21 protein-coding genes are annotated in these 21,792 nt (G+C 70.8%); 14 read left to right on the top strand and 7 right to left on the bottom strand.

The genetic code is table 11. The features are described from left to right. Positions 1 to 12: 12 nt before the first annotated feature. The 5 genes from coaD (at position 13) to mutM (ending at position 3,129) form a co-directional block, all read left to right on the top strand. Positions 13 to 489 (top strand): pantetheine-phosphate adenylyltransferase, encoded by a 477-nt coding sequence (coaD, locus tag ABZS69_RS37465; protein ID WP_355380455.1) that lies wholly within the window; start codon positions 13 to 15, stop codon positions 487 to 489. A gap of 71 nt (positions 490 to 560) precedes the next feature. Continuing rightward, complete coding sequence (locus tag ABZS69_RS37460; RefSeq protein WP_355380731.1) at positions 561 to 1,112, top strand: YceD family protein; 552 nt, start codon at positions 561 to 563, stop codon at positions 1,110 to 1,112. A gap of 1 nt (position 1,113) precedes the next feature. Next, positions 1,114 to 1,293 (top strand): 50S ribosomal protein L32, encoded by a 180-nt coding sequence (gene rpmF / locus ABZS69_RS37455; protein ID WP_139632166.1) that lies wholly within the window; start codon positions 1,114 to 1,116, stop codon positions 1,291 to 1,293. Positions 1,294 to 1,504: 211 nt separating this feature from the next. Beyond that, positions 1,505 to 2,224 (top strand): ribonuclease III, encoded by a 720-nt coding sequence (gene rnc, locus ABZS69_RS37450; protein ID WP_347696609.1) that lies wholly within the window; start codon positions 1,505 to 1,507, stop codon positions 2,222 to 2,224. 59 nt (positions 2,225 to 2,283) lie between these two features. Beyond that, the gene (gene mutM / locus ABZS69_RS37445; protein ID WP_355380453.1) at positions 2,284 to 3,129 is read left to right on the top strand and encodes a bifunctional DNA-formamidopyrimidine glycosylase/DNA-(apurinic or apyrimidinic site) lyase; all 846 of its coding nucleotides are present in this window, start codon (positions 2,284 to 2,286) and stop codon (positions 3,127 to 3,129) included. Here mutM and ABZS69_RS37440 read toward each other — a convergent pair. Continuing rightward, entirely contained in the window at positions 3,077 to 4,240 is a 1,164-nt protein-coding gene (locus tag ABZS69_RS37440; protein WP_355380451.1) for an MFS transporter, read from the bottom strand. The two genes, mutM and ABZS69_RS37440, sit on opposite strands and share 53 nt — an antisense overlap. A 91-nt stretch (positions 4,241 to 4,331) precedes the next feature. Here ABZS69_RS37440 and ABZS69_RS37435 point away from each other — a divergent pair, with 91 nt between their 5' ends. The 6 genes from ABZS69_RS37435 to ABZS69_RS37410 all read left to right on the top strand — a co-directional run bounded on the left by ABZS69_RS37435 (position 4,332) and on the right by ABZS69_RS37410 (position 12,996). Continuing rightward, entirely contained in the window at positions 4,332 to 5,234 is a 903-nt protein-coding gene (locus ABZS69_RS37435; protein WP_355380449.1) for a LysR family transcriptional regulator, read from the top strand. Positions 5,235 to 5,245: 11 nt separating this feature from the next. After that, positions 5,246 to 5,533 (top strand): acylphosphatase, encoded by a 288-nt coding sequence (locus ABZS69_RS37430; protein ID WP_355380447.1) that lies wholly within the window; start codon positions 5,246 to 5,248, stop codon positions 5,531 to 5,533. A gap of 190 nt (positions 5,534 to 5,723) precedes the next feature. After that, positions 5,724 to 5,918, top strand: coding sequence for a hypothetical protein (locus tag ABZS69_RS37425; protein ID WP_090938435.1), 195 nt, complete (start codon positions 5,724 to 5,726; stop codon positions 5,916 to 5,918). A gap of 176 nt (positions 5,919 to 6,094) precedes the next feature. Beyond that, entirely contained in the window at positions 6,095 to 9,772 is a 3,678-nt protein-coding gene (gene smc / locus ABZS69_RS37420; protein ID WP_355380445.1) for a chromosome segregation protein SMC, read from the top strand. 115 nt (positions 9,773 to 9,887) lie between these two features. Continuing rightward, complete coding sequence (gene ftsY, locus ABZS69_RS37415; RefSeq protein WP_355380443.1) at positions 9,888 to 11,066, top strand: signal recognition particle-docking protein FtsY; 1,179 nt, start codon at positions 9,888 to 9,890, stop codon at positions 11,064 to 11,066. Positions 11,067 to 11,319: 253 nt separating this feature from the next. Continuing rightward, a complete protein-coding gene (locus tag ABZS69_RS37410; protein WP_355380441.1) occupies positions 11,320 to 12,996 on the top strand; it encodes a tetratricopeptide repeat protein in 1,677 nt (558 codons plus the stop codon). A gap of 15 nt (positions 12,997 to 13,011) precedes the next feature. On the opposite strand, the gene ABZS69_RS37405 is transcribed toward ABZS69_RS37410, so the two are convergent. Genes ABZS69_RS37405 through ABZS69_RS37395 form a run of 3 tightly spaced genes read right to left on the bottom strand, consistent with a single transcriptional unit; the run spans position 13,012 to position 15,889 of the window. Beyond that, entirely contained in the window at positions 13,012 to 13,815 is an 804-nt protein-coding gene (locus ABZS69_RS37405; protein ID WP_355380439.1) for an ABC transporter ATP-binding protein, read from the bottom strand. Continuing rightward, a complete protein-coding gene (locus ABZS69_RS37400) occupies positions 13,812 to 14,855 on the bottom strand; it encodes an iron chelate uptake ABC transporter family permease subunit (RefSeq protein ID WP_355380437.1) in 1,044 nt (347 codons plus the stop codon). Before ABZS69_RS37400 ends, ABZS69_RS37405 begins: the two co-directional genes overlap by 4 nt. After that, positions 14,855 to 15,889 (bottom strand): iron ABC transporter permease, encoded by a 1,035-nt coding sequence (locus ABZS69_RS37395; protein WP_355380435.1) that lies wholly within the window; start codon positions 15,887 to 15,889, stop codon positions 14,855 to 14,857. Before ABZS69_RS37395 ends, ABZS69_RS37400 begins: the two co-directional genes overlap by 1 nt. Positions 15,890 to 15,993: 104 nt before the next feature. On the opposite strand from ABZS69_RS37395, the gene ABZS69_RS37390 reads away from it, so the two are divergent. Continuing rightward, positions 15,994 to 16,971: an iron-siderophore ABC transporter substrate-binding protein gene (locus tag ABZS69_RS37390; protein ID WP_355380433.1), complete on the top strand. Its 978-nt coding sequence runs from the start codon at positions 15,994 to 15,996 to the stop codon at positions 16,969 to 16,971. A gap of 5 nt (positions 16,972 to 16,976) precedes the next feature. On the opposite strand, the gene ABZS69_RS37385 is transcribed toward ABZS69_RS37390, so the two are convergent. Beyond that, positions 16,977 to 18,053 carry a PLP-dependent cysteine synthase family protein gene (locus ABZS69_RS37385; RefSeq protein WP_355380431.1) on the bottom strand — a complete coding sequence of 359 codons (1,077 nt, stop codon included), beginning with the start codon at positions 18,051 to 18,053 and terminating at the stop codon, positions 16,977 to 16,979. Between the two features lie 247 nt (positions 18,054 to 18,300). On the opposite strand from ABZS69_RS37385, the gene ABZS69_RS37380 reads away from it, so the two are divergent. Continuing rightward, the gene (locus ABZS69_RS37380) at positions 18,301 to 18,885 is read left to right on the top strand and encodes a sigma-70 family RNA polymerase sigma factor (RefSeq protein ID WP_350729756.1); all 585 of its coding nucleotides are present in this window, start codon (positions 18,301 to 18,303) and stop codon (positions 18,883 to 18,885) included. Positions 18,886 to 18,891: 6 nt separating this feature from the next. Here ABZS69_RS37380 and ABZS69_RS37375 read toward each other — a convergent pair whose 3' ends face one another. Together ABZS69_RS37375 and ABZS69_RS37370 are read right to left on the bottom strand one after the other, a co-directional pair. Then, positions 18,892 to 19,836: a sensor histidine kinase gene (locus ABZS69_RS37375; protein ID WP_355380430.1), complete on the bottom strand. Its 945-nt coding sequence runs from the start codon at positions 19,834 to 19,836 to the stop codon at positions 18,892 to 18,894. Positions 19,837 to 19,855: 19 nt separating this feature from the next. Then, positions 19,856 to 20,695 carry a DMT family transporter gene (locus ABZS69_RS37370; protein ID WP_355380428.1) on the bottom strand — a complete coding sequence of 280 codons (840 nt, stop codon included), beginning with the start codon at positions 20,693 to 20,695 and terminating at the stop codon, positions 19,856 to 19,858. 91 nt (positions 20,696 to 20,786) lie between these two features. On the opposite strand from ABZS69_RS37370, the gene ABZS69_RS37365 reads away from it, so the two are divergent. Then, entirely contained in the window at positions 20,787 to 21,362 is a 576-nt protein-coding gene (locus ABZS69_RS37365; RefSeq protein WP_355380426.1) for an XRE family transcriptional regulator, read from the top strand. Positions 21,363 to 21,792 lie beyond the last annotated feature (430 nt).

The raw sequence follows: 21,792 nt of genomic DNA, 5'->3' as shown, positions 1-21,792 counted from the left end.
CTGGGAGGCGTCTTGCGCCGCGTAGTCTGCCCGGGGTCGTTCGACCCCATCACCAACGGTCACCTCGACATCATCGGCCGGGCTGTCCGGCTCTATGACGAGGTGACCGTGGCAGTCCTCATCAACGTCGAGAAAAGCAGCCTGTTCACGGTCGACGAGCGAATTGAGACCCTGCAGACAGTGACGAAGGATTATCCGAACGTCAAGGTGCGGAAATTCCACGGGCTGCTGGTCGACTTCTGCAAGCACAACGACATCCCCGCCATCGTCAAAGGCATCAGGGTGGTCAGCGACTTCGACTACGAGTTGCAGATGGCGCAGCTCAACTACCGCCTGTCGGGGGTCGAGACGCTGTTCATGCCGACGAACCCCGAATACTCGTTCCTGTCCTCCAGCCGGGTGAAGGAGATCGCCAGGTACGGTGGGGACGTCTCGGGCCTCGTACCCGATCTGGTGCACAAGCTGCTCATCGAGCGGCTCAGGGGCTGAGCGCGACCTGCTATCCTTTCATTTCGGCCTTGTACGACGGCGATCGTGTCGCCATGCCTAGCGAGAGCAGGATGACTCAGCACCTCGACCCCCGCTCCCCGTGGGTGATCTCGACCCACGACCTGGGAAGGCGGCCGGGCTCGATGCGGCAGATGACTCTGACCCTCCCGGCACCGGCGAATCTCGGCGTCGACATGATCGGTGTCCCCAAAGACGCCGAAGTCGAGCTGGACCTCCGGCTTGAAGCAGTGATGGAAGGCGTGCTCGTGTCGGGCACGGCGCAGGCCCCGCTCGCCGGGGAGTGCTCGCGCTGTCTCGACCAGGTCACCTCGGACATCGAGGTCGACCTGCAGGAGCTGTTCTTCTACTCCGACGAGGACGCCTCGGAGGAGGACTCGCTGCTCGACGGCGAGCTGCTCGACCTCGAGCCGACGTTCCGCGACGCGGTGGTGCTCGCACTGCCGTTGAGCCCCGTCTGCAGCGAGGACTGCGAGGGGCTCTGCACGGAGTGCGGGATCAAGCTGGCCGAGGCCGGCGAGGATCACCGGCACGAGAAGGTCGATGCCCGCTGGGCGTCGTTGCAAGGTCTGATTACCGACAAAGATAACGATCAGGAGAAGTGACGTGGCCGTCCCGAAGCGAAAGATGTCGCGGAGTAACACCCGCCACCGTCGCTCCCAGTGGAAGACGACTGCTGTCGCCCTGGTGAGCTGCCCGCAGTGCCGTTCGCCCAAGCAGCCGCACATCGCGTGCCCCACCTGCGGCACCTACAACCGTCGTCAGGTCATCGAGCCGTCCGCCTGATTCTTGACGTGATGCCGACCGGGTGCCATTGTGCCTCGGTCGGCGTTACCGTCTCAGATGATGCGTGCGGCGGCGGTCCGCCCGCGGTCGTGGTGGACGCCGGGGCTACGTGTTACCCCGACGCCCACCACGTTTTCGGGCATCTTCCGCAGTCCGCGCACCATGCGAAGATGTCCGAGGAGGAAAGCACGTGGGCACAGGTCCTAAGCCGGTGGCAGTAGAGGTCGCGCGAGACGAGCTGGAGCGGGTTCTGGCGGTCGGCCTCGACCCCGACATCCTGGAGCGGGCGCTGACCCACCGCTCCTACGCGTACGAGAACGGTGGCCTGCCCACCAACGAGCGCCTGGAGTTCCTGGGCGACTCGGTGCTGGGCCTGGTGGTCACCGACACGCTCTATCGCAACCACCCCGACCTGCCCGAGGGCCAGCTGGCGAAGCTGCGTGCCGCGGTGGTCAACATGCGCGCGCTGGCCGACGTGGCCCGCAACCTGGGCCTGGGCCGGTTCCTGCGGCTCGGCCGGGGCGAGGAGGGCACCGGCGGGCGCGACAAGTCGTCCATCCTGGCCGACACCCTCGAGGCGCTGATCGGCGCGATCTACGTCGACAAGGGCCTCGACGAGGCGTTCCGGGTGGTGCACCTGCTGTTCGACCCGCTGATCGTCCGCTCGGCCTCGCTCGGCGCCGGGCTCGACTGGAAGACCTCCCTGCAGGAGCTGACGGCCTCCGAGGCGCTCGGCGTGCCCGAATACCACGTCGAGGAGAGCGGCCCCGACCACGCCAAGTCGTTCACCGCCATGGTGCGGGTCGGCGGCGAGTCGTACGGGTCGGGCACCGGGCGCAGCAAGAAGGAGGCCGAGCAGCAGGCGGCCGAGGCGGCCTGGACCCGGATCCGGGCCCGGCGCGAGCAGCGCGAGAGCCAGCCAGCGGGCTGAAAGGCCCTCCGGATGTATCCGGAGGGCGAGATTTAGGTTGCTGCCGGAAAGGTTCTGAGGTGCCTGAGCTACCGGAGGTCGAGGTCGTCAGGCGCGGCCTCGCGCAGTGGGTCACCGGCCGCGAGATCGCCTCGGCGGAGGTGCTGCACCCCCGCGCCATCAGGCGGCACGAGCCCGGCGCCGACGAGTTCACCGCGCGCCTCAAGGGCCGTTCGGTGCTGTCCGCCGAGCGGCGCGGCAAATATCTGTGGCTCCCGCTGTCGGGCGCCGAAGAAGCCCTCCTGGCCCACCTGGGGATGAGCGGCCAGCTGCTGGTCGTCGCCCCCGACTCGCCGCCGGAGAAGCATCTGCGGGTACGCGTCCGCTTCGAGGACGGCGGCCCCGACCTGCGCTTCGTCGACCAGCGCACGTTCGGCCACGTCATGCTGACCGGCCTGGCCGAAGGCGTGCCCGAGCCGATCGCCCACATCGCCCCCGACCCGTTCGAGCCGGCCTTCGACGACGAGGAGTTCGCCCTCAGGCTCAGGGCCAAGCACACGGAGATCAAGCGCGCCCTGCTCGACCAGTCACTGATCAGCGGCGTCGGCAACATCTACGCCGACGAGGCCCTGTGGATCGCCCGGCTGCACTGGGCCCGGCAGACGCAGACGCTCACGCGCCCCAAGATCGCCGAGCTGCTGGCCGCGGTGCGCACCGTCATGGCCTCCGCGCTGGAGCAGGGCGGCACCTCGTTCGACAGCCTGTACGTGAACGTCAACGGCGAGAGCGGCTACTTCGAGCGCTCGCTGGAGGCGTACGGCCGGCGCGACCTGCCCTGCTCCCGCTGCGGCACCGCGATCAGGCGGGAGCCGTTCATGAACCGCTCGTCCTACTCCTGCCCCAGGTGCCAGCGACGACCGCGGTGAGCACGGCGAGCCCGGAGCCCAGCCACATCACCGCGGAGGTCGAGACCCCGTCCACGATCCGGCCGCCGGCGAACGCGCCGAGCGCGATGGAGACGTTGAAGGCGCCGACGAACAGCGCCGTGCCGAGCTCCCCGCCGCCCGCGCGCATGATCCACAGCTGCAGGGTCACCCCGACGCCCCCGTAGCCGAAGCCCCACACCAGCAGCACGACCGGCGGGAGGCCGATCGAGGCCAGGGCCGCCGTGGCGAGCGCGATGAGGGCGGCCAGCGCGATCAGGACCGGCCTGGGGTTCCTGGCCGCCCATGCCCCGGCGGCGAAGTTGCCCGCGACGCCCGCGGCGCCGTACAGGAGCAGGACGGTGCTGACGAGGGCCGGGCCGGCGTGCGAGACCTGCTCCAGGAACGGCCGGACGTAGGTGTAGGCCGCGAAGTGGCCGGACACGACGAGCACGGTCATGACGAGGACGGTCTTGAGCGGCCCCGAGAGCCATCCGCGCCGGGCTCCCGGTGTGCGGGCAGGGGCCTCGCCCGGCAGGGGCGGCAGGGTCGCGTACAGGACGACGGCCAGGACCAGCGCCACCGCCCCCATCGCGGCGAACGCGCTGCGCCATCCCGCGAACGACGACACGATTGTCGCCGCGGGCACCCCCAGCACCGACGCCACCGAGACCCCGGCCAGGATGATCGACGTGGCCCGCCCGACGGACCGTTCCGGCACCAGCCGCGTCCCGAGACCGGCCGCGAACGCCCAGAACCCGCCGATGCTCACCCCCGTCAGCACCCGGGCGGCCAGGATGACGGGGTAGCCCGGCGCCAGGGCGCCCGCCAGGTTGGCCACCGCCAGCAGCGCCATCAGCCCGATCAGGATGGCCCGCCGGTCGAGCCGGCGGGCGGTGACCGCCAGCACCGGCGCGGACACCGCGGCGACCAGCCCCGGCGCCGACATCATCAGCCCGGCCGTCCCGTCGGACACCTCAAGGGTGTCGGCGATCGAGGTCAGCAGTCCGACGGGCAGCATCTCGCTGGTCACGACGGTGAAGGTGCCCACGGCCACCGACGACACGGCGAGCCAGCGCGCCCGGGTGGCGGGGGAGACATCAGTCATGGTCATGCCACCCAGCCTCGGGTTCCGCCGCGGGCGGGAACAATGACGAAGTCCGAAGGCTTGGTTTAGGCAGGCTAAGCGATCCGGGGTGATGAGGATGGAGTTCAGGGAGCTGGAGTGCTTCGTGGTGCTCAGCGAGGAGTTGCACTTCGCGCGTACGGCCGAGCGCCTCTATCTCTCGCCGGGCAGGGTGAGCCAGCTCATGCGCTCGCTGGAGACCAGGATCGGCGGCAGGCTGTTCGAGCGCACCAGCCGCAGGGTGCGCCTCACGCCCCTGGGCGAGCGCTTCCTGGCCGACCTGCGCCCCTCGTACGACGGCCTGGCGAACGCGGTGCACCGGGCCAAGGCGGCCGCCCGCGAGGTGACCGGCGAGCTCAGGGTCGGCTTTTTGGCCACGCCCACGGAGGTCGTCACCGGCAGCGTGCTCGCCTTCGAGCGCCGGTATCCGGGGTGCGAGGTGGAGCTGGTCGAGATCCCGCTCTCCGACCCGTTCGGCAAGCTGCGGGCCGGGCAGGTGGATCTCGCGTTCACGCTACTCCCGGTGAGCGAGCCGGACCTGGCGACAGGCGAAGGGCTGAACGAGGTCTCCTACCAGCTGGGCGTCTCCGTCCGCCACCCGCTGGCCGCCCGCGCGGGCATCGCCGCGGAGGAGCTGGCCGGCGTCCCCCTCATCGGCCTGGACGGCCCCGCTCCGCGCGCCTGGCGTGAGCGGATCGCACCGTCCGTAACCCCTTCCGGACGTCCGATTCCCCTGGCCGCTACGGTGGCCACCAGCCAGGAGGGCCTGACCCAGGTGGCGCTCGACCGGGGTGGCATGCTGTTCTGCACGCCCACGGCGGCCCACCACCGGCGGCCCGACGTCAGCTTCGTCCCCGTCGCCGGCCTGAGCCCGTCGATCATGGGTCTGACCTGGGTGAAGGCGGCAGAGACCGCGGCCGTCCTGGCGTTCAACGAGGCGGCCGTCGGGCACGCGCACGGGGTGGAGTCCCTCGTGGCCTAACGGGAGAGGAAATGCAGGAAAACAGTGAGAAATCACGGCTGACCGCCTGGGTACGGGGCAGGGTCCAAGGTGTGGGGTTCCGCTGGTGGACCCGGGCACGCGCACTCGAGCTGGGGCTCGAGGGATGGGCGCGCAACACCGAGGACGGGAGGGTGGAGGTGGTCGCAGAGGGCCCGCGCGAGGCGTGCGTCAAGCTGCTGGCGCTGCTCAGAGGTTGCGACACGCCGGGCAGGGTCGATGGAGTAGTAGAACGTTGGAGTGAACCCCGAGGTAGTTTGGGTGGGTTTGTGGAGCGCTAGCGACTTCCGTTAAACCGCCCAAATAGGGTATAGTTGTATGTCGGGAGTGCCCATCAGTAGGGCTCAGCGGTTCGTTCGACTTGACCGCCCACACTGCCGGTGCGACTCTTGTTAGGTACCACGCGCACCCCTCCCGCGGAATAGAAGTGCGCGAACCAGTCTGGTCACTCAGCGTGGAGGACCCTTTACCATGGCGAAGGCTCTACTCGGCCACGTCGGCGGTCCTGACCCTCGAATGGTCTCGGAGATGCGCCGCCTGCAGCAGCGTATCCGGGATCTTGAGGCAGAACTCATCCGACTTCAGGCCACCAATGACGCTCTTGCGGCGCAAACCCGCGACGAGGCGCTAAGCCGCATGCAAGAGCGCGAGCCGGCACTCACCTGAGAGTGATCGGAGCGCAAGACCCCAGGGACGTCTCGGAGAGGCGTCCCTTGTTATTTGCGCACTTTCGGAAAGCTTCCTTTGCCCAGGTCGGCTCTATCCGGACTGTACGGCCCCGCATGGGGCAGTGAGGACCAGTAGGCTTTCCGGAGTCCGCATCAGGGAGAAGGGGGTCGCGCTTGTATTTGAAGACCCTCACCCTGCGCGGCTTCAAGTCTTTCGCCTCCGCGACCGCTCTGCGTTTCGAGCCGGGCATCACCTGCGTCGTCGGCCCCAACGGCTCGGGAAAGTCCAACGTCGTCGACGCCCTGGCCTGGGTCATGGGCGAGCACAGCGCCAAGTCGCTGCGCGGCGGCAAGATGGAGGACGTCATCTTCGCCGGCACCTCCTCCAGGGCGCCGCTCGGGCGCGCCGAGGTGACGCTGACCATCGACAACACCGACGGCGCGCTGCCGATCGACTACACCGAGGTCACGATCAGCCGGCTGATGTTCAGGTCGGGGCAGAGCGAATACGCGATCAACGGCGACACCTGCCGCCTGCTCGACATCCAGGAGCTGCTGTCCGACTCCGGCATCGGCCGCGAGATGCACGTGATCGTCGGCCAGGGCCAGCTCGACGCCGTCCTGCACGCGGGGCCCGAGGACCGGCGGGCCTTCATCGAAGAGGCCGCCGGCGTGCTCAAGCACCGCAAGCGCAAGGAAAAGGCGCTGCGCAAGCTCGACTCCATGCAGGCCAACCTGACCCGCGTGCAAGACCTCACCACCGAGCTGCGCCGCCAGCTCAAGCCGCTGGGCCGGCAGGCGGAGATCGCCCGCAAGGCCGCCGTGATCCAGGCCGACCTGCGTGACGCCCGGCTGCGGCTGCTGGCCGACGACGTGTGCGTCCTGCGTACGACGCTGGCGCGCGAGGCCGCCGACGAGGCCGCGATCACGGCCAGGCGCAACCAGGTCGAGTCCGAGCTGGCCGAGGGCCAGCAGCGCGAGGCGGCCCTGGAGACGGCCGAGGCCGAGACGCAGCCCCGGCTGAGCGCGGCGCAGGAGACGTACTTCCGGCTCTCGTCGCTGCGCGAGCGCATCACCGGCCTGGCGCAGCTCGCCGCCGAGCGCCACCGGCACGCGCTCGACGCCGCCGCCATCGACCGCCGCGGCCGCGACCCCGAAGACCTCGAACGCGAGGCGGCCGAGGTGCGCGAGCGGGAGCTGATCCTCAGTGCCGAGCTGGAGCAGGCTCAGGAGCTGCTGGAGGACGCCGTCCAGCGGCGGGCGGAGGCCGAGGCCGAGCTGAGCGCCGAGGAGCATCGCCTCGCCCTGGCCGCCCGCGCCGCCGCCGACCGCCGTGAAGGGCTGGCCAAGCTGCGCGGTCAGGTCGATTCCGTACGGAGCCGGACGCGGGCCGCCGAGGAGGAGATCGGGCGGCTCCAGCAGTCCGTGGCCGGCGCGGCCGACCGCGAGCGGCGGGCCAGGGAGGACCTGGAGGCGCAGCGGCTGGAGGAGCCCGCGGTCGATCCGGCGCTCGCGGAGGAGCTGGCCACGGCGCAGGCCGTGGTGGAGGAGGCCAAGGCGGTCGCCGACGAGGCGCGGGCGGCGGCCGATGAGGCCAAGTCGTCCCTCGACGCGCCGCGCGCCGCCCTGCAGGCCGCCAAGTCCGGGATGTCCACCGCGCGCGCCGCCGACCAGGACGCCCAGCGGTCCGTGGCCGCCCTGATCGCCCGCCGGGACGCCCTGGAGCTGGGGCTGGCCAAGGGCGACGGAGGCGCGGCCCTGCTGGACGCGGACCTGGCCGGGGTGCTGGGGCCGCTGGCCGCCTCGATGCAGGTCACGCCCGGCGCGGAGCCGGCGGTGGCGGCCGTGCTGGGCCCGGTCGCCGAGGCCGTCGCGGTCAAGACCCTCGACTCGGCCGTCGAGGCCCTCGACCTGCTGCGCACCCAGGGCTCGGGCCGGGCGACCCTCTTGGTCGGGACGGAGGACGGGGCCCGGCGCTCCCGCTCGACGGCTCCCGAGGGCGGCAGATGGGCCGCCGACCTCGTCACGGTCCCCGACCACCTGCGGCCCGCCCTCGATCACGTGCTCGCGGACGTCGTGGTCGTGGAGGACCTCGAGGCCGCCCGAGCGGTCGTCGAGAGCCACCCCGAGCTGAGAGCGGTCACCAAGGCGGGCGACCTGGTGGGCGCGCACCTGGCCAGCGGCGGCTCCGAGGGCGGCACCTCCGTGCTCCAGGTGCGGGCCGCGTTCGACGAGGCCGTACGAGACCTGGAGGCGGCCGAGAGCCGCGCGGAGGAGACCGCCGCCGCCCTCGACCAGGCGATCGAGCAGGAGCAGGCGGCCCAGGCGGCGCTGGAGGCCGCCCAGGCGAAGGTCAACGAGGCCCAGACCGCCGTCACCACCGCCCAGGCGGGCGTGAGCGCGGCCCAGGGGACCCTCGACCAGGTCAGGGGCCGCCAGCGGGAGGCCGACCAGCGTAACGCCGCCGCCGCCAAGCGCCTGGCCCAGCTGGAGGCCGCCGCCAACGCCGCCCACGACGAGGCCGAGCGCCTGGCCGGGAGCGTCACCAGGGCGGAGGAGTCCCGCGCGGAAGGGCTGGAGGAGCTGGCCGAGCTGGAGATCCGCCTGGCCGAGGCCGAATACGCCCAGGAGCTGGAGTCCGAGCCCACCACCGACCTGCGCGACGACCTGGCCGGCGCCTGCGAGGCCGCCAGGCAGCGCGAGATGGACACCCGGCTCCAGGTCCGCACCGCCGAGGAACGCGTCAAGGGCATCGAGGGCCGCGCTGACGGGCTCGTCCGGGCCGCCCAGCGCGAGCGCCAGGAGCGCGCCCAGGCCGCCGCCCAGCGCGCCAGGCGCCGCCAGCAGGCCGTCGTGGCCGAGGCCGTCAGCAAGGGCGCCAAGCAGGTGCTCGGGGCGCTGGAGTCCTCCATCCGGCTCGCGCAGCGGGAGCGCGACGAGGCCGACCTCGCCAGGGTCGCCGTCGACGCCGAGCTCAAGCAGGTACGCCTGCGCGTCCGCGAGCTCGGCCAGGAGCTGGACAAGCTGGTCAACCGCGTGCACGGCAGCGAGGTCGCCCGCACCGAGCAGCGGCTGCGGCTGGAGCAGATGGAGCAGCGGGCGCTGGAGGAGTTCGGGGTCGAGACCGAGACCCTGATCTCCGAGTACGGGCCCGAGGCCCCGGTCCCCGGCGACCCGCCCGTGCCGTTCGTGCGCGAGGAGCAGGAGAAGCGGGCCAGGGCCGCCGAGCGGCAGATGAACCAGCTCGGCAAGGTCAACCCCCTTGCCCTGGAGGAGTTCGCGGCGCTGGAGGAGCGGCACGCGTTCCTCACCTCGCAGCTAGAGGACCTCAAGAAGACCAGGCGCGACCTGCTGACCGTGGTCAAGGAGGTCGACGACCGGGTGGAGCAGATGTTCGCCTCGGCGTACGAGGACGTGGCCCGGGAGTTCGAGCAGATCTTCGGCAGGGTGTTCCCTGGCGGCGACGGGCGGCTGGTGCTGACCGAGCCGGCCGACATGCTGACCACCGGCATCGAGGTGGAGGCCAGGCCGCCGGGTAAGAAGGTCAAGCGGCTGTCGCTGCTGTCGGGCGGGGAGCGGTCGCTGACCGCCGTGGCGTTCCTGATCTCCATCTTCAAGGCGCGGCCGTCGCCGTTCTACGTGATGGACGAGGTCGAGGCGGCGCTCGACGACACCAACACGCAGCGGTTGCTGATGTTGTTCGAGGAGTTGCGGCAGAGCTCGCAGCTGATCGTCATCACGCACAACAAGCGCACGATGGAGATCGCCGACGCGCTCTACGGCGTCTCGATGCGCGGCGACGGCGTGACGCAGGTGGTCAGCCAGCGCCTCCGCGAACGCGAACCGGCCTGAACCCGCCAAGGGGGCGCGCGGTTCGGCCGTATTTGCCCTCCTCCCGCCCCAAAGGACCGGGTCAGGGCGCGCCTTGGGCATGACCATGCCGGTCGATCTGGAAAACTGACATCTTGTGGATGGTTACCTCGGCGTCATAGTGATCGTGGCCGTCGTCGCCCTGCTGGCGGCCGGCGGCCTTCTGCTGTACTTCAAGCCGGGTCGCGGAGCGGCCCCGCCGGTCGCCCCGCCAGAGACGCCCGTGCTTCCCGAGCAGGAGGAACGGCCCGCGGGAGCGGCGGGCGAGGAGGGCGAGGGCGCGACCACCACGCTGCCGCCACCGGTCAAGCCCGCCGAGCCGGCCGTCGTCAAGCCGGAGATCGAGGTGCCGCCGCCGTCCGCGGGCCGGATGGTGCGGCTGCGCTCGCGGCTGGCGCGCTCGCAGAGCGCCCTCGGGCGCGGGCTGCTGGAGCTGCTGTCCCGCGACCGCCTCGACGACGACGTGTGGGACGAGGTCGAGGAGAAGCTGATCACCGCCGACGTCGGCGTCGCGCCGACCCGCGTGATCGTCGACGACCTGCGCACCAAGGTCAAGGTGCTGGGCAGCCGCACCCCCGAGGAGCTGCGCGGTCTGCTGCGCGCGGAGCTGCTGGCCCAGATCAACCCCGACCTCGACCGCACGCTCCAGATCCAGAAGCACGGCGAGCGGCCCGCGGTGGCCCTCATCGTGGGCGTCAACGGCACCGGCAAGACCACCACCACCGGCAAGCTCGCCCGTTCGCTCGTCGGCGACGGGAAGAAGGTCGTGCTCGGCGCGGCCGACACGTTCCGCGCCGCCGCGGCCGACCAGCTCCAGACCTGGGGCGAGCGGGTGGGCGCCGACGTCGTGCGCGGCCCCGAGGGCGGCGACCCCGCCTCGGTGGCGTTCGACGCCGTCGCCAGGGGCATCGAGGAGAAGGTCGACGTCGTCATCGTCGACACCGCGGGCCGCCTCCACACCAAGACCGGCCTCATGGACGAGCTGGGCAAGGTCAAGCGGGTCATCGAGAAGAAGGCCACGGTCGACGAGGTGCTGCTCGTCCTCGACGCCACCACGGGCCAGAACGGCATGCGCCAGGCCCAGGTGTTCGCCGAGGTGGTCAACATCACCGGCATCGCGCTGACCAAGCTCGACGGCACCGCCAAGGGCGGCATCGTGATCTCCGTGCAGCGGGAGCTGGGGGTGCCGGTCAAGCTCGCGGGGCTGGGCGAGGGGCCCGACGACCTGGCGCCGTTCGACCCCGAGGTGTTCGTGGACGCGATCCTGGGCGACTGATGATTCCGGGCACGCGGTAATTGTTCGAGAAATAGCCCTTACCAGATAAACAATTGTTCGAAGGCTTTTCTATGTGCTGACATGTAGCGGTCATCAGTGATCGCTCGTTCCGCGCAAAGGGGCGCCATGAAGAAGATCGTCGTTCATCGGCCAGGAACCGTGAAGCCGACCGCCGCGGCCGCGCCGAGGCACAGCGCCTGAGCCGCACGGCCGGCGTCTCGTGGGGCGCCGGCCAGCACGGAAAGGCTCTTTCGTGGACACGATCTCCGTTGACGCCGACCGCCGGATCGGCGGCCCCTACACTTTCGCGGCCGGGCTCCTCGGCCACCTCGTCCCCCAGGCGCTGGAGCGCCGGCCCGAGCTGGTCGCCGCGCATGACATCGAGATCCGCGCCGCCGCGCCGCGGTTACGCGAGTCCGTCCCCGAGCGCAGGATCTCGCTGGCCGGCAGCCTGCCCATGGGGCAGCGCATCCTCGTGCCCGGCGCCCGGCGCAGTCTCCGGATCGCGAACGGGCTGGCCGAGTTCGTCCGCGACCACCTGCGGGACGCGGGCCCGCTCGCGCTCACCGTGACGAACCTGGGCGAGGCCGACCACACCGACGCCGAGCTGGTGGCCGTGCTGCGGCGCAGGCTCGACCCAGGGCTGCTCCGCATCGACGAGGGCCCGTCGGCCCCGAGCGCCGGGCCGCTGCGCACCGACTTCGACCGATACCGCGACGAGGGCTTCCACCACGCCATGGCCGAGTCGGGCCTGGCGGTGCTGCGCGGGATGGCGTACGAGGACGACCCGGAGGGCTGGCAGCAGCTCCTGCAGCGCGTCGCCGGCGCTCTGGAGGCCATCGAGCGCGAGGACGAGGCCCGCGAGCTCTACGACCGGGCCAGGCGCGTGAGCACCGACCCCAAGCACCGCGCGACCGTCGCGTACGCCACCGCCATGATCCTCGTCCGCCACCACGACCCCGCCCGGCGCGACCCCGAGCAGGCCCTGGCCTGGATCAACGAGGCGATCACGATCACGTCGCTGCTGCCGGACCGCCGCGAGCGGGCCTTCCACCTCGGGTTCGACCTCAACGGCAAGGCCCTGGTCGAGGTGCGCAGGGGGCGCTACGAGGCGGCGGCGGAGCTGGTCCGGCAGGCCGTCGACCTGGCCGAGACGGATCTGGCCGGCGAGCACCCGATCCACCGGCTCGTGCTGCACGCCAACAGGGCCCAGCTCCTGGCCATGGCGGGCAGGACCGAGGAGGCGCTGGCCGGCTACACGCGGGCCGTCGAGGCGGATCCCGGCTATCCCGACTACTACCTCGAACGCGGCAACCTCCTGCACCGGCTCGGCCGTTCGGACGAGGCGCTGGCCGACTACGAGGCGGTCATGCGGCTCAGCCCGCCCTTCCCCGAGGCGTACTACAACCGGGCCGAGGTCCGGTTCGCGGCGGGCGACCTCGAAGGGGCCCGCGCCGACCTGGACCACACGCTGGAGCTGGACCCCGAGTTCGCGCCCGCGTACGTGAACCGCAGCGGGATCGACGTGGCGATGGGGGACTACGCGCGGGCCAGGGACGACGTGCTGCACGGGCTGGGGCTGACGCCGCGCGACCCCCACCTGATGTGCGTGCTCGGGCAGGTGGAGCTGGCCGAGGGCAGGCACCCGGAGGCGCGGACCGCGTTCGACGGGGCGCTGGAAGCCGCCCCCGAGCTGGTGGCGGCCTGGGCGGGCCGGGCCGAGCTGGCCTTCGAGCGCGGCGAGCACGACGCGGCCCTGGCCGACCTGACGCACGCGCTCAAGCTGGGGGAGACGGCCGAGCTGCTGTTCAACAGGTCCGTGGTCTACCGGGCCGCGGGGCGGGCGGACCAGGCCAGGGACGACCTGCTCCGGGCCGCGGAGCTGGCTCCCGGGGACGAGGAGGTCGGGCGCGCGCTGGCTGAGCTGTGACTCAGACGCTGTGACTCAGGCGCGCGGTTGCGCGGGATGCGAACGCGGCCGGATCGGCACCACCAGCGGAGTCCCCGCCACCGGGTCCTCGATGACCTTGGCGTCCAGCTCGAACACCTCGCCCAGCAGGTCCTCGGTCAGCACCTCGTGCGGGGCGCCCGCGGCGACAACCCGCCCGGCGCGCATGGCCACCAGCCGGTCGGCGTAGCGGGCGGCCAGGTTGAGGTCGTGCAGGACCATGACGACCGTGCGGCCCGCCTCCTGGTGCAGGTGCCGTACGAGCTCCAGCACCTCCACCTGGTGCGCCAGGTCCAGGAACGTGGTCGGCTCGTCGAGCAGCAGCAGGTCTGTGCCCTGGGCCAGGGCCATGGAGATCCACGCCCGCTGCCGCTGCCCGCCCGACAGCTCGTCCAGCGGCCGTTCGGCCAGGTCGGCCAGGCCCGTCATGTCCAGGGCGGCGGCCACCGCACCCTCGTCGTCGGAGGACCACTGCCGGTACCAGGTCTGGTGCGGATGCCTGCCCCTGGCCACCAGGTCGGCCACGGTCAGCCCTTCGGGGGCGCTGGGCGCCTGGGGGAGCACGCCGAGGATCTTGGCCACCTCGCGGGTGGGGATCTTGTCGATGCGCTTGCCGTCCAGCAGCACCTCGCCGCCCTGGGGCTTGAGCAGGCGGCCGAGCGCGCGCAGCAGCGTGGACTTGCCGCAGCCGTTGGGGCCGATGATCGTGGTCACCGTGCCCGCCTCGATGCCGAGGTCGAGCCCGTCGACCACCAGCCGTTCGCCGTATCCGAGCTTGACGCCGGCGGCCTGCAGCCTCATTTGCGTGACCTCCAGATCAGGTGGATCAGGTAAGGGGCGCCCAGCACCGCCGTGACGATGCCGACCGGGAGCTCCAGCGGGGAGAACGCGGTCCTGGCGATCAGGTCGGCGGCGGTGGTGAGCACGGCGCCCACGACCGCCGAGCACAGCAGCGGCGGCTGGGCGGAGCGGGTGAGCCGGAGCGCGATCTGCGGCGAGGCCAGGGCCACGAACGCGATCGGGCCGGCGGAGGCGGTGGCCACGGCGGCCAGCAGCACGGCCGCCAGGATCATCAGGGCGCGGGCCAGGTTGGTGCGGACGCCGAGCGCGGCGACCGTGTCGTCACCGAAGCGCAGGGCGTCGAGGGAGCGGGTGCCGAGCAGGGTCAGCGGCACCAGCACGGCCAGGGCCAGAGCGGTGGGCAGCACGTGCTCCCAGCCGCGGCCGTTGAGCGAGCCGCTGATCCAGACCATGGCGCGGCCGGTGTCGTTGACGTCGCCGACGGTCAGCAGCCAGAACTTGACGTTCGTGAACACGGCGGCCACGCCGATGCCGACCAGGACCAGCCGGTAGCCGTCCAGGCCGCGCCGCCACGCCAGCCCGTACACGACCGCCGCGCCGACCAGGCCGCCGAGCAGGGCCAGCGCGGGGATGCCGACGGTGGCCAGCAGGCCGCTGGTGCCGCCGTACGCGGTGCCGCTGGCCACGACGCCGGCCACGACCGTGACGGAGGCGCCGGTGGTGACGCCGAGGATCTCGGGGCTGGCCAGCGGGTTGCGCGCGATCGACTGGATGATCGCGCCGGACAGCGCGAGCGCGGCGCCGACGAGGGCGCCGGTGAGGGCGCGCGGCAGGCGCAGCTCCATGATGACGAAGTGGGCGGCGCTGTCGACGTCGAACGTGCCCGAGATCACCTCCGACAGCGTCATCCGGATCTCGCCGATGCGCATGTTCATGGCCATGAGCAGGGCGATCAGGACGAGGCCGGTCAGGGTGACGGCGACGCCGCGCAGCCGTACCCGCCAGGACACGGTGCCGACGCGGAGGGAGAGGGCGGTCATCACAGTCGCACCGGCTTCCTGCGCCTGACGAGCGCGACGAAGAACGGCGCGCCGAGCAGCGCGAGCACCACGCCCACCTCCAGCTCTCCCGGCGGGGCCACCACGCGGCCGATCACGTCGGCGAACAGCAGCAGCGCCGCGCCGACCAGCCCCGAGAACGGCAGCAGCCACCGATGGTCGGTGCCCGACAGCGGGCGGACCAGGTGGGGCACGATCAGGCCCACGAACGCCAGCGAGCCGCAGGCCGCGACGGACGCGCCCGTCAGCAGGGTGACCGCGGCGACGCCGATGACGCGGGTCCTGGAGATGTTCTGGCCGAGGCTCCTGGCCACGTCCTCGCCGAGGGAGAGCGCGTTCAGGCCCGTCGCGTTGGCCATCGCGAGCACCAGGCCCACGAGGATGAAGGGCAGCACCTGCCAGACCACGTCCGCGCCCCTGGCCGCGATCGAGCCGGCCTGCCAGAACCGGAAGACGTCCATCGCCTGCTCGTCCAGCAGCACGATGGCCGAGGTCAGCGCGTACAGCAGGGCGCTCACGGCGGTGCCCGCCAGCGCCAGCGTGACCGGGGTCGGGCCGCCCCTGCCGCCCACCATGCCCAGCGCGAACACCCCGACGCTGGCGATGAGCGCGCCCGCCAGGCCGAACCAGATGTAGGCGAGCAGGCTCGACGTGCCCAGCAGGATGATCGAGGACACCATCGCGAACGCCGCCCCCTGCGTGACGCCGAGCAGGCCCGGGTCGGCGAGCGGGTTGCGGGTGTGACCCTGCATGAGCGCGCCCGCCACGCCGAGCGCGACCCCGGCGAGGACGCCCAGAACGGTCCTGGGGACGCGGAGCGAGCGGATGACGATGTCGTTGTCGGTGCCGGTAGGGGCGGTGAGGGCGTGCCAGGCGTCCGTCAGCGGCACGGACTTGGAGCCGATCGTGATGCTCAGCACGATCGCGACCAGCACGGCGGCCAGCAGGACGAGGAGAGCCGTGAGCCGCCTGTGCCGGATGCCATGGAGACGCGGGGCCACGGCGGTCGTACTCACCCACGTCCTCCTCAACGTTGCCCGATCTCGCTGAAGTATGCCAGCTTAGGCAGGGCTAACCTAATTTAGGGTTACCTTATTTTGGGATTCGGGAAAGGGATCTGATGAGACCGTTGCGCGTGCTGGTCGGCGCTCTGCTCGTGGCAGGGCTCGCGGCCTGCGGGACTTCCGGCTCTTCCGGCGGGGGCGCCGGGGCCGCTCCCGCCTCCGGCGCTCCGTTCAGAACGGTCAAGCACGCGATGGGCGAGACCGTGATCCCGGCCCAGCCGAAGCGGGTGGTGGCGCTCGACCAGAGCTTCGTCGACGCGGTGCTCACGCTGGAGACGCCGGTGGTGGGGTACACGACGTACCGGTCGCTCGACGACAAGCTGCCCGCCTACCTGGGGGCCGTCGCCGAGCAGTACGGCAAGGAGGCCACCCCGGTCGGCTCGCTGGAGCAGCCGAGCCTGGAGAAGATCATGGCGCTCAAGCCCGACCTGATCGTCTCGGCGAAGGTCCGGCACGAGGCCCTGTACGACAAGCTGTCCAAGATCGCGCCGACCGTCTTCAGCGAGACCACCGGGGCCATCTGGAAGGAGAACATCCGGCTCATGGGACAGGCCCTGGGCAAGGAGGAGCTCGCCGACACCAGGATCAAGGAGTACGAGGGACGGGCGGCCAAGATCGGCGCGGCCGTCAAAGCGAAGGACGGCGAGCTGCCGACGATCTCGGTCGTGCGGTTCGCCGGCGAGCCCACGGTCCGGCTTTATGTTGAGAGGTCCTATTCCGGGCTGGTGCTGAAGGACGTCGGGTTCCCGCGGCCGGAGGGGCAGCCGACCGAGCAGGACGCCATCGCGGTGGACGTCAGCCAGGAGCGGATCGCGGACCTGGACGCCGACCACATCTTCGTCTCGACATATCAGGACGCGTCGGCCGAGGGGCCCAAGGAGAAGTTCGTGAACAACCCGCTCTGGGGCAAGCTCAAGGGCGAGAAGCACGACGTCAGCGACCTGACCTGGATGACCGCGGTGGGCATCCAGGGGGCTCACGCGATCCTGGACGACGTGGCCAAGCTCTTCTCCGTGGACCCGGCGAGGGCCTGATCCGGCTACGGGGCGCTGAGGAACGCGCGGAGCTCCGCCAGGTGGGGATCGACGTCCAGGCCCTGGTCCGCGAGCCAGTTCGGGTTGCCGTACGTGCCCCGATAGCGGTCGCCGCTGTCGCAGATCAGCGTGACGATGCTGCCCCGCTCGCCCGCCGAGCGCATCTCCTGGATGAGGTCCGCGCAGGCCGCCAGGTTCGTGCCGGTGGAGCCGCCGACGTCCAGACCCGTGACCTCGCGGGTCCAGTGCATGGCGGCGATCGAGCGGGCGTCGGGGACAGCGATCATGCGGTCGATGACGGACGGCTGGAACGAGGGCTCCACGCGCGGGCGGCCGATGCCCTCGATGCGGGAGCCCCGCGCGGTGACCGACGCGTCGCCGTAGACCCAGCTCGGGTAGAAGGCCGAGCCCTCCGGGTCGACGACGGCCAGGCGGGTGGGGTGGCGGCGGTAGCGGATGTAGCGGCCGATGGTCGAGGACGTGCCGCCGGTGCCGGCGCCCACCACGATCCACGACGGCTCCGGATGGGGCTCCATGGACATCTGGGAATAGATGGACTCGGCGATGTTGTTGTTCCCACGCCAGTCGGTCGCCCGCTCCGCGTAGGTGAACTGGTCCATGAAGTGGCCGCCGGTCTCGGTGGCCAGACGGTGAGATTCGTCATAGATCGCGCCCGGGTCGGTCACGAGGTGACACTTCCCGCCGTAGAACTCGATGAGATGACACTTCTCCGGCGACGTGGACGCGGGCATGACCGCGATGAACGGCAGGCCCAGCAGCCGGGCGAAGTACGCCTCGCTCACGGCCGTGGATCCGCTCGACGCCTCCACGATCGTCGTGGTGGGTCCGATCCAGCCGTTGGCCAGGCCGTAGAGGAACAAGGACCGGGCAAGTCGATGTTTCAGTGAACCTGTCGGGTGCACCGACTCGTCTTTCAAGTAGAGGTTTACACCCCAGTGCGAGGGAAGCGGAAAGACGTGCAGATGTGTGTCGCAACTACGGTTGGCATCGGCCTCGACCTTGCGTATGGCGTCTGTCACCCAGCGGCGCGCGGCAGGGTCGTGACGGTCCACGAAACTCATGGCCATACGCTATCCCATGTGACTCTTGCCACTATTACTGCGAAATTGGGTGGTTAGTGTTATGATACTGAGACTTGTCCGGCCGTGGACGTGACCACACACGCCGCGAGCAGATGGACGGAACCCCCCTCTGACCAAGGCGGAACCTCTAACGCGTCCCTTACTTGGGACTTGCCATGATGGAAACCGCCCGCAGGCGGCTTGTGCCGAAACGGGGGATAGCGCAAGGGGGAATGAATTGATCACTATGACCGATGAGCAGCGTCAGGACTGGTTCGAGCGCGATGTCGTGCCCGTGACGTCGCAGCTGTTCGCCTCCGCCATGCGCCTGACCCGCAACGCCGCTGACGCGGAGGATCTGGTGCAGGAGACGGTGGCGAAGGCGTACACGTCGTACCACCAGTTCCGGGAGGGCACCAACCTCAAGGCGTGGCTGCACCGGATCCTCACCAACAACTTCATCAACGACTACCGCAAGAAGCAGCGTTCGCCCAAGCTGTCGGCCGCCGAGGACATCGAGGACTGGCAGCTGCACGCCGCCGAGTCGCACAGCTCGACCGGCCTGCGCTCGGCCGAGACCGAGGCGCTCGACCGGCTGCCCGACAACGTGGTGATGAACGCCCTGCGCTCGCTGCCCGAGGACTTCCGCGTCGCGGTCTACCTGGCCGACGTGGAGGGGTTCGCGTACAAGGAGATCGCCGACCGCATGGGCACGCCCATCGGCACCGTCATGTCCCGCCTCCACCGTGGCCGCCGCCAGCTGCGCGGCATGCTGGAGGAGTACGCCCGCGAGGAAGGCGCCGTACGGCTCCCCGCCCAGCGGGCCGCCTGAAGACCCCTACGACCCCATCATGAGATGAAGGCGGACGCGTAACACGCCGCCTTCATTGCGCAGCTGCACGAGATCGCAGAGCTGCCGGCTGATCCAGAGCCCGTATCCCCGTGGGGATTCGGGCTCAGGTGGTATGTAGCCGGGTAACGGGTCGTCCAGGGCGCCGCCGGGGTCGGCGATCTCGCAGACCACCTCCCCTTCGCTCACCCACATCGTGACCAGGCCGTGCCCGGCGCCGTGCTCGATGCTGTTCGCGGCGATCTCGGACACGCTGATCACGAGCGAAGTGATCAGGTTGCGGTCCATGCCGGCCGCTCTGGCGTAGTCGCCCACGCTCTGGCGCAGCCGCTTCAGCTCGCGGGCGGTGAAGGGGATGGCCTCGGCGTCGTCGGGCGGCGCGGGCAGGGGCGCGAGGTCGCCGTTCAGGACCAGCTCGTGGGGCTCGACGAAGCGGGTGCTGGCCGTCTCGCCGTCCGCGCCCAGCAGGTAGGGGTGGCTGACGGGGCCGAAGTCGAGCGCCGTCGCGGGGGCGCGGCGCGCGTCGTACAGGCAGAGCATGATCGTCGCGGCCGGGCGGAGCGCGGCGTTGACCAGGGACTCGTAGCGGATCAGCTCCCTGATGTCGCGCTCGCTCCGGCCCTCCCAGTCGGGTTCGCCGATGACGAGGGTGCGGCGGTCGCGGGTGTACTCGTGATAGGCGGCCAGGGTGCGGTACGGGTGCGCGTACCAGCCGGTGGAGACCCGGCTGTCGATGCGCCCGGCGTCGCGGCCGAGGGCGTCGTGCAGCAGGTCGAGCTTGTCCGCGCACGTGATCACCAGCACGTGCCTGCCCTCGTCGAGGGCGGAGCGCACGCGCGGCGTGGCGAGCCTCACAAAGGCCTCGTCCGAGTCGTGCGGCACCGCGATGTGGCGCAGCGACTCGCCGTCGGAACGTGCCCGGTCGGGGCGCACGGGCGAAACGTAGCAAGCGCTAGAGGTGCTGCGCAACGGCTATCAACGCCACCGCCCCGAGCGCGCAGGCCACACCGGTCACCTGGATGGCCCGCAGGCGCTCTCCCAGCACCTGCCTGGCCAGCAGCAGGGTGCTCGCGGGGTAGAGCGAGACGAGCACGGCGACCAGGCTGAGCAGGCCGTCCCGCTGGGCCAGCAGGTAGAGCACGTTGGCCGCCATGTCGAGCACGCCCGCCGCCACGATGATGTGCAGGGAGCCCGGGGCCGGCCTGAGAGCGCGCCGCGTGACCAGGGCCAGCAGCGCCACCGTCGTGATGGACGACACTCTGGCGCCGACCAGCGGCCACAGGCCCGCCTCGTCCGGGGCCATGGCCAGCAGGATGAAGAAGCCGCCGAACCCGGCCCCGGCGGCCAGCGCGGTCAGCACGGACGCGAGCGAGCCCCGCCGGTCCGTGGACCTGTCCTGGCTGATCAGCAGCACCGCGCAGAGCGCCAGCGCCACGCCCACCAGCGCCCAGAACTCGGGCCGCTCGCCCGTCGCCAGCCCGAACACCACGGGCAGCGCCGCCGAGGTGACCGCGGTCGTCGGGGCGACCACCGACATGACCCCCGTGGCCAGCGCCCGGTAGAACAGCACCAGCCCGGCCGCGCCCGACAGCCCCGCCGCCAGGCCCCACGACAGGGCGGCGGCGCTCGGCGTGCCGGGCAGCAGCGGAAGCAGGGCGAGGATCAGCACCAGGCCCGCGATCTGCGACAGCACGACGACCGACAGCACTTGGGAGCGCCGGGTGGCCAGGCCGCCGAAGAAGTCGGCCGTGCCGTAGACCACGGCGCAGGCGGTCGCCAGGATCACCGTCACCGGTGCACCTCCTTCGGTTCAACAGGTTGCACTGTTAGTACAACACATAGAGTACATTCCACTGCAAATGGGATTCACTAGACTGCACTGCGTGGAAGATCCCGATCTGATCAACCAGGCCATCGCGAACAACGTCCGGGCCCAGCGGGCGCACCGGGGGCTGACGCTGGACGCCCTCGCCGCCAGGTCGGGGGTGAGCAGGGGCATGCTGGTGCAGGTGGAGCAGGGCAGGACCAACCCGAGCGTCTCCACGCTCACCCGGATCGCCTCGGCCCTGGGCGTCACCGTGGCCCGGCTCGTCGAGGTCGCCGACGTGCCGACGGTGCGGATCGTGAGCAAGGCCGACGTGGTCACGTTCGACCAGGGGGACGTGCGGGCGCGGCTGCTGGTCGGCGCCGACGTGCCGATGATCCTGGAGCTGTGGGACTGGCTGCTGCCGCCCGGCGGCCACCACGACGGCGACGCCCACCCGCCGGGCACCCGCGAGATGCTGACCGTCCTGGACGGGGAGCTGACGCTCACCGTGTACGGCAAGAGCCACGTGATCGGCAAGGACGACGCGGTGCTCTTCACCGCCGATCGGCCCCATCGTTATGCCAACCGGGGCACCGAGGACCTCAGGTTCGTGATGGTGGTCGCGGAGCCGCACGAGGCCCACGACCAATGACCTTGGAACACTGTGGAAAAGATCGGTAACAGCCAGTAATCTAGGTGCTCCGGCCGGGTCCGTGAAGCGTCAAGCACCCCGTTCCAAGGCTCGCCGCGCGCTCCGCGCCGCGAGCTGCCGCGTAAGAGGCACGGGAATCCCCGTTCATCCGGGCGGGAGCAGGTCAATCCATGCGTTGGACGGCTGTTGCCCGTTGTTGGGTACATCCTTGGTGTGGCGGAATGTGGGCAGGGAGTGGCGTGTGAGTGAGGCCCCCGCGGCGACAGAGAAGCTCCAGGCGGAGCTTCGCGCTCTGGGCGTCACCAGCGCGTACGAGGTAGGGGACGGAGCGACAATCTCGGTATGGATAGGCCTGGTCGTTCGGTATAGAGATGGTTTTTACCGTTGGCAGGAAGGAGCGGTGAAACGTCGGCATCTGGGTACGGATCCG

The organism is Nonomuraea sp. NPDC005650 (assembly GCF_040605375.1).
Taxonomy (GTDB): domain Bacteria; phylum Actinomycetota; class Actinomycetes; order Streptosporangiales; family Streptosporangiaceae; genus Nonomuraea.
This window is presented reverse-complemented; position numbering and strand designations above follow the sequence as displayed.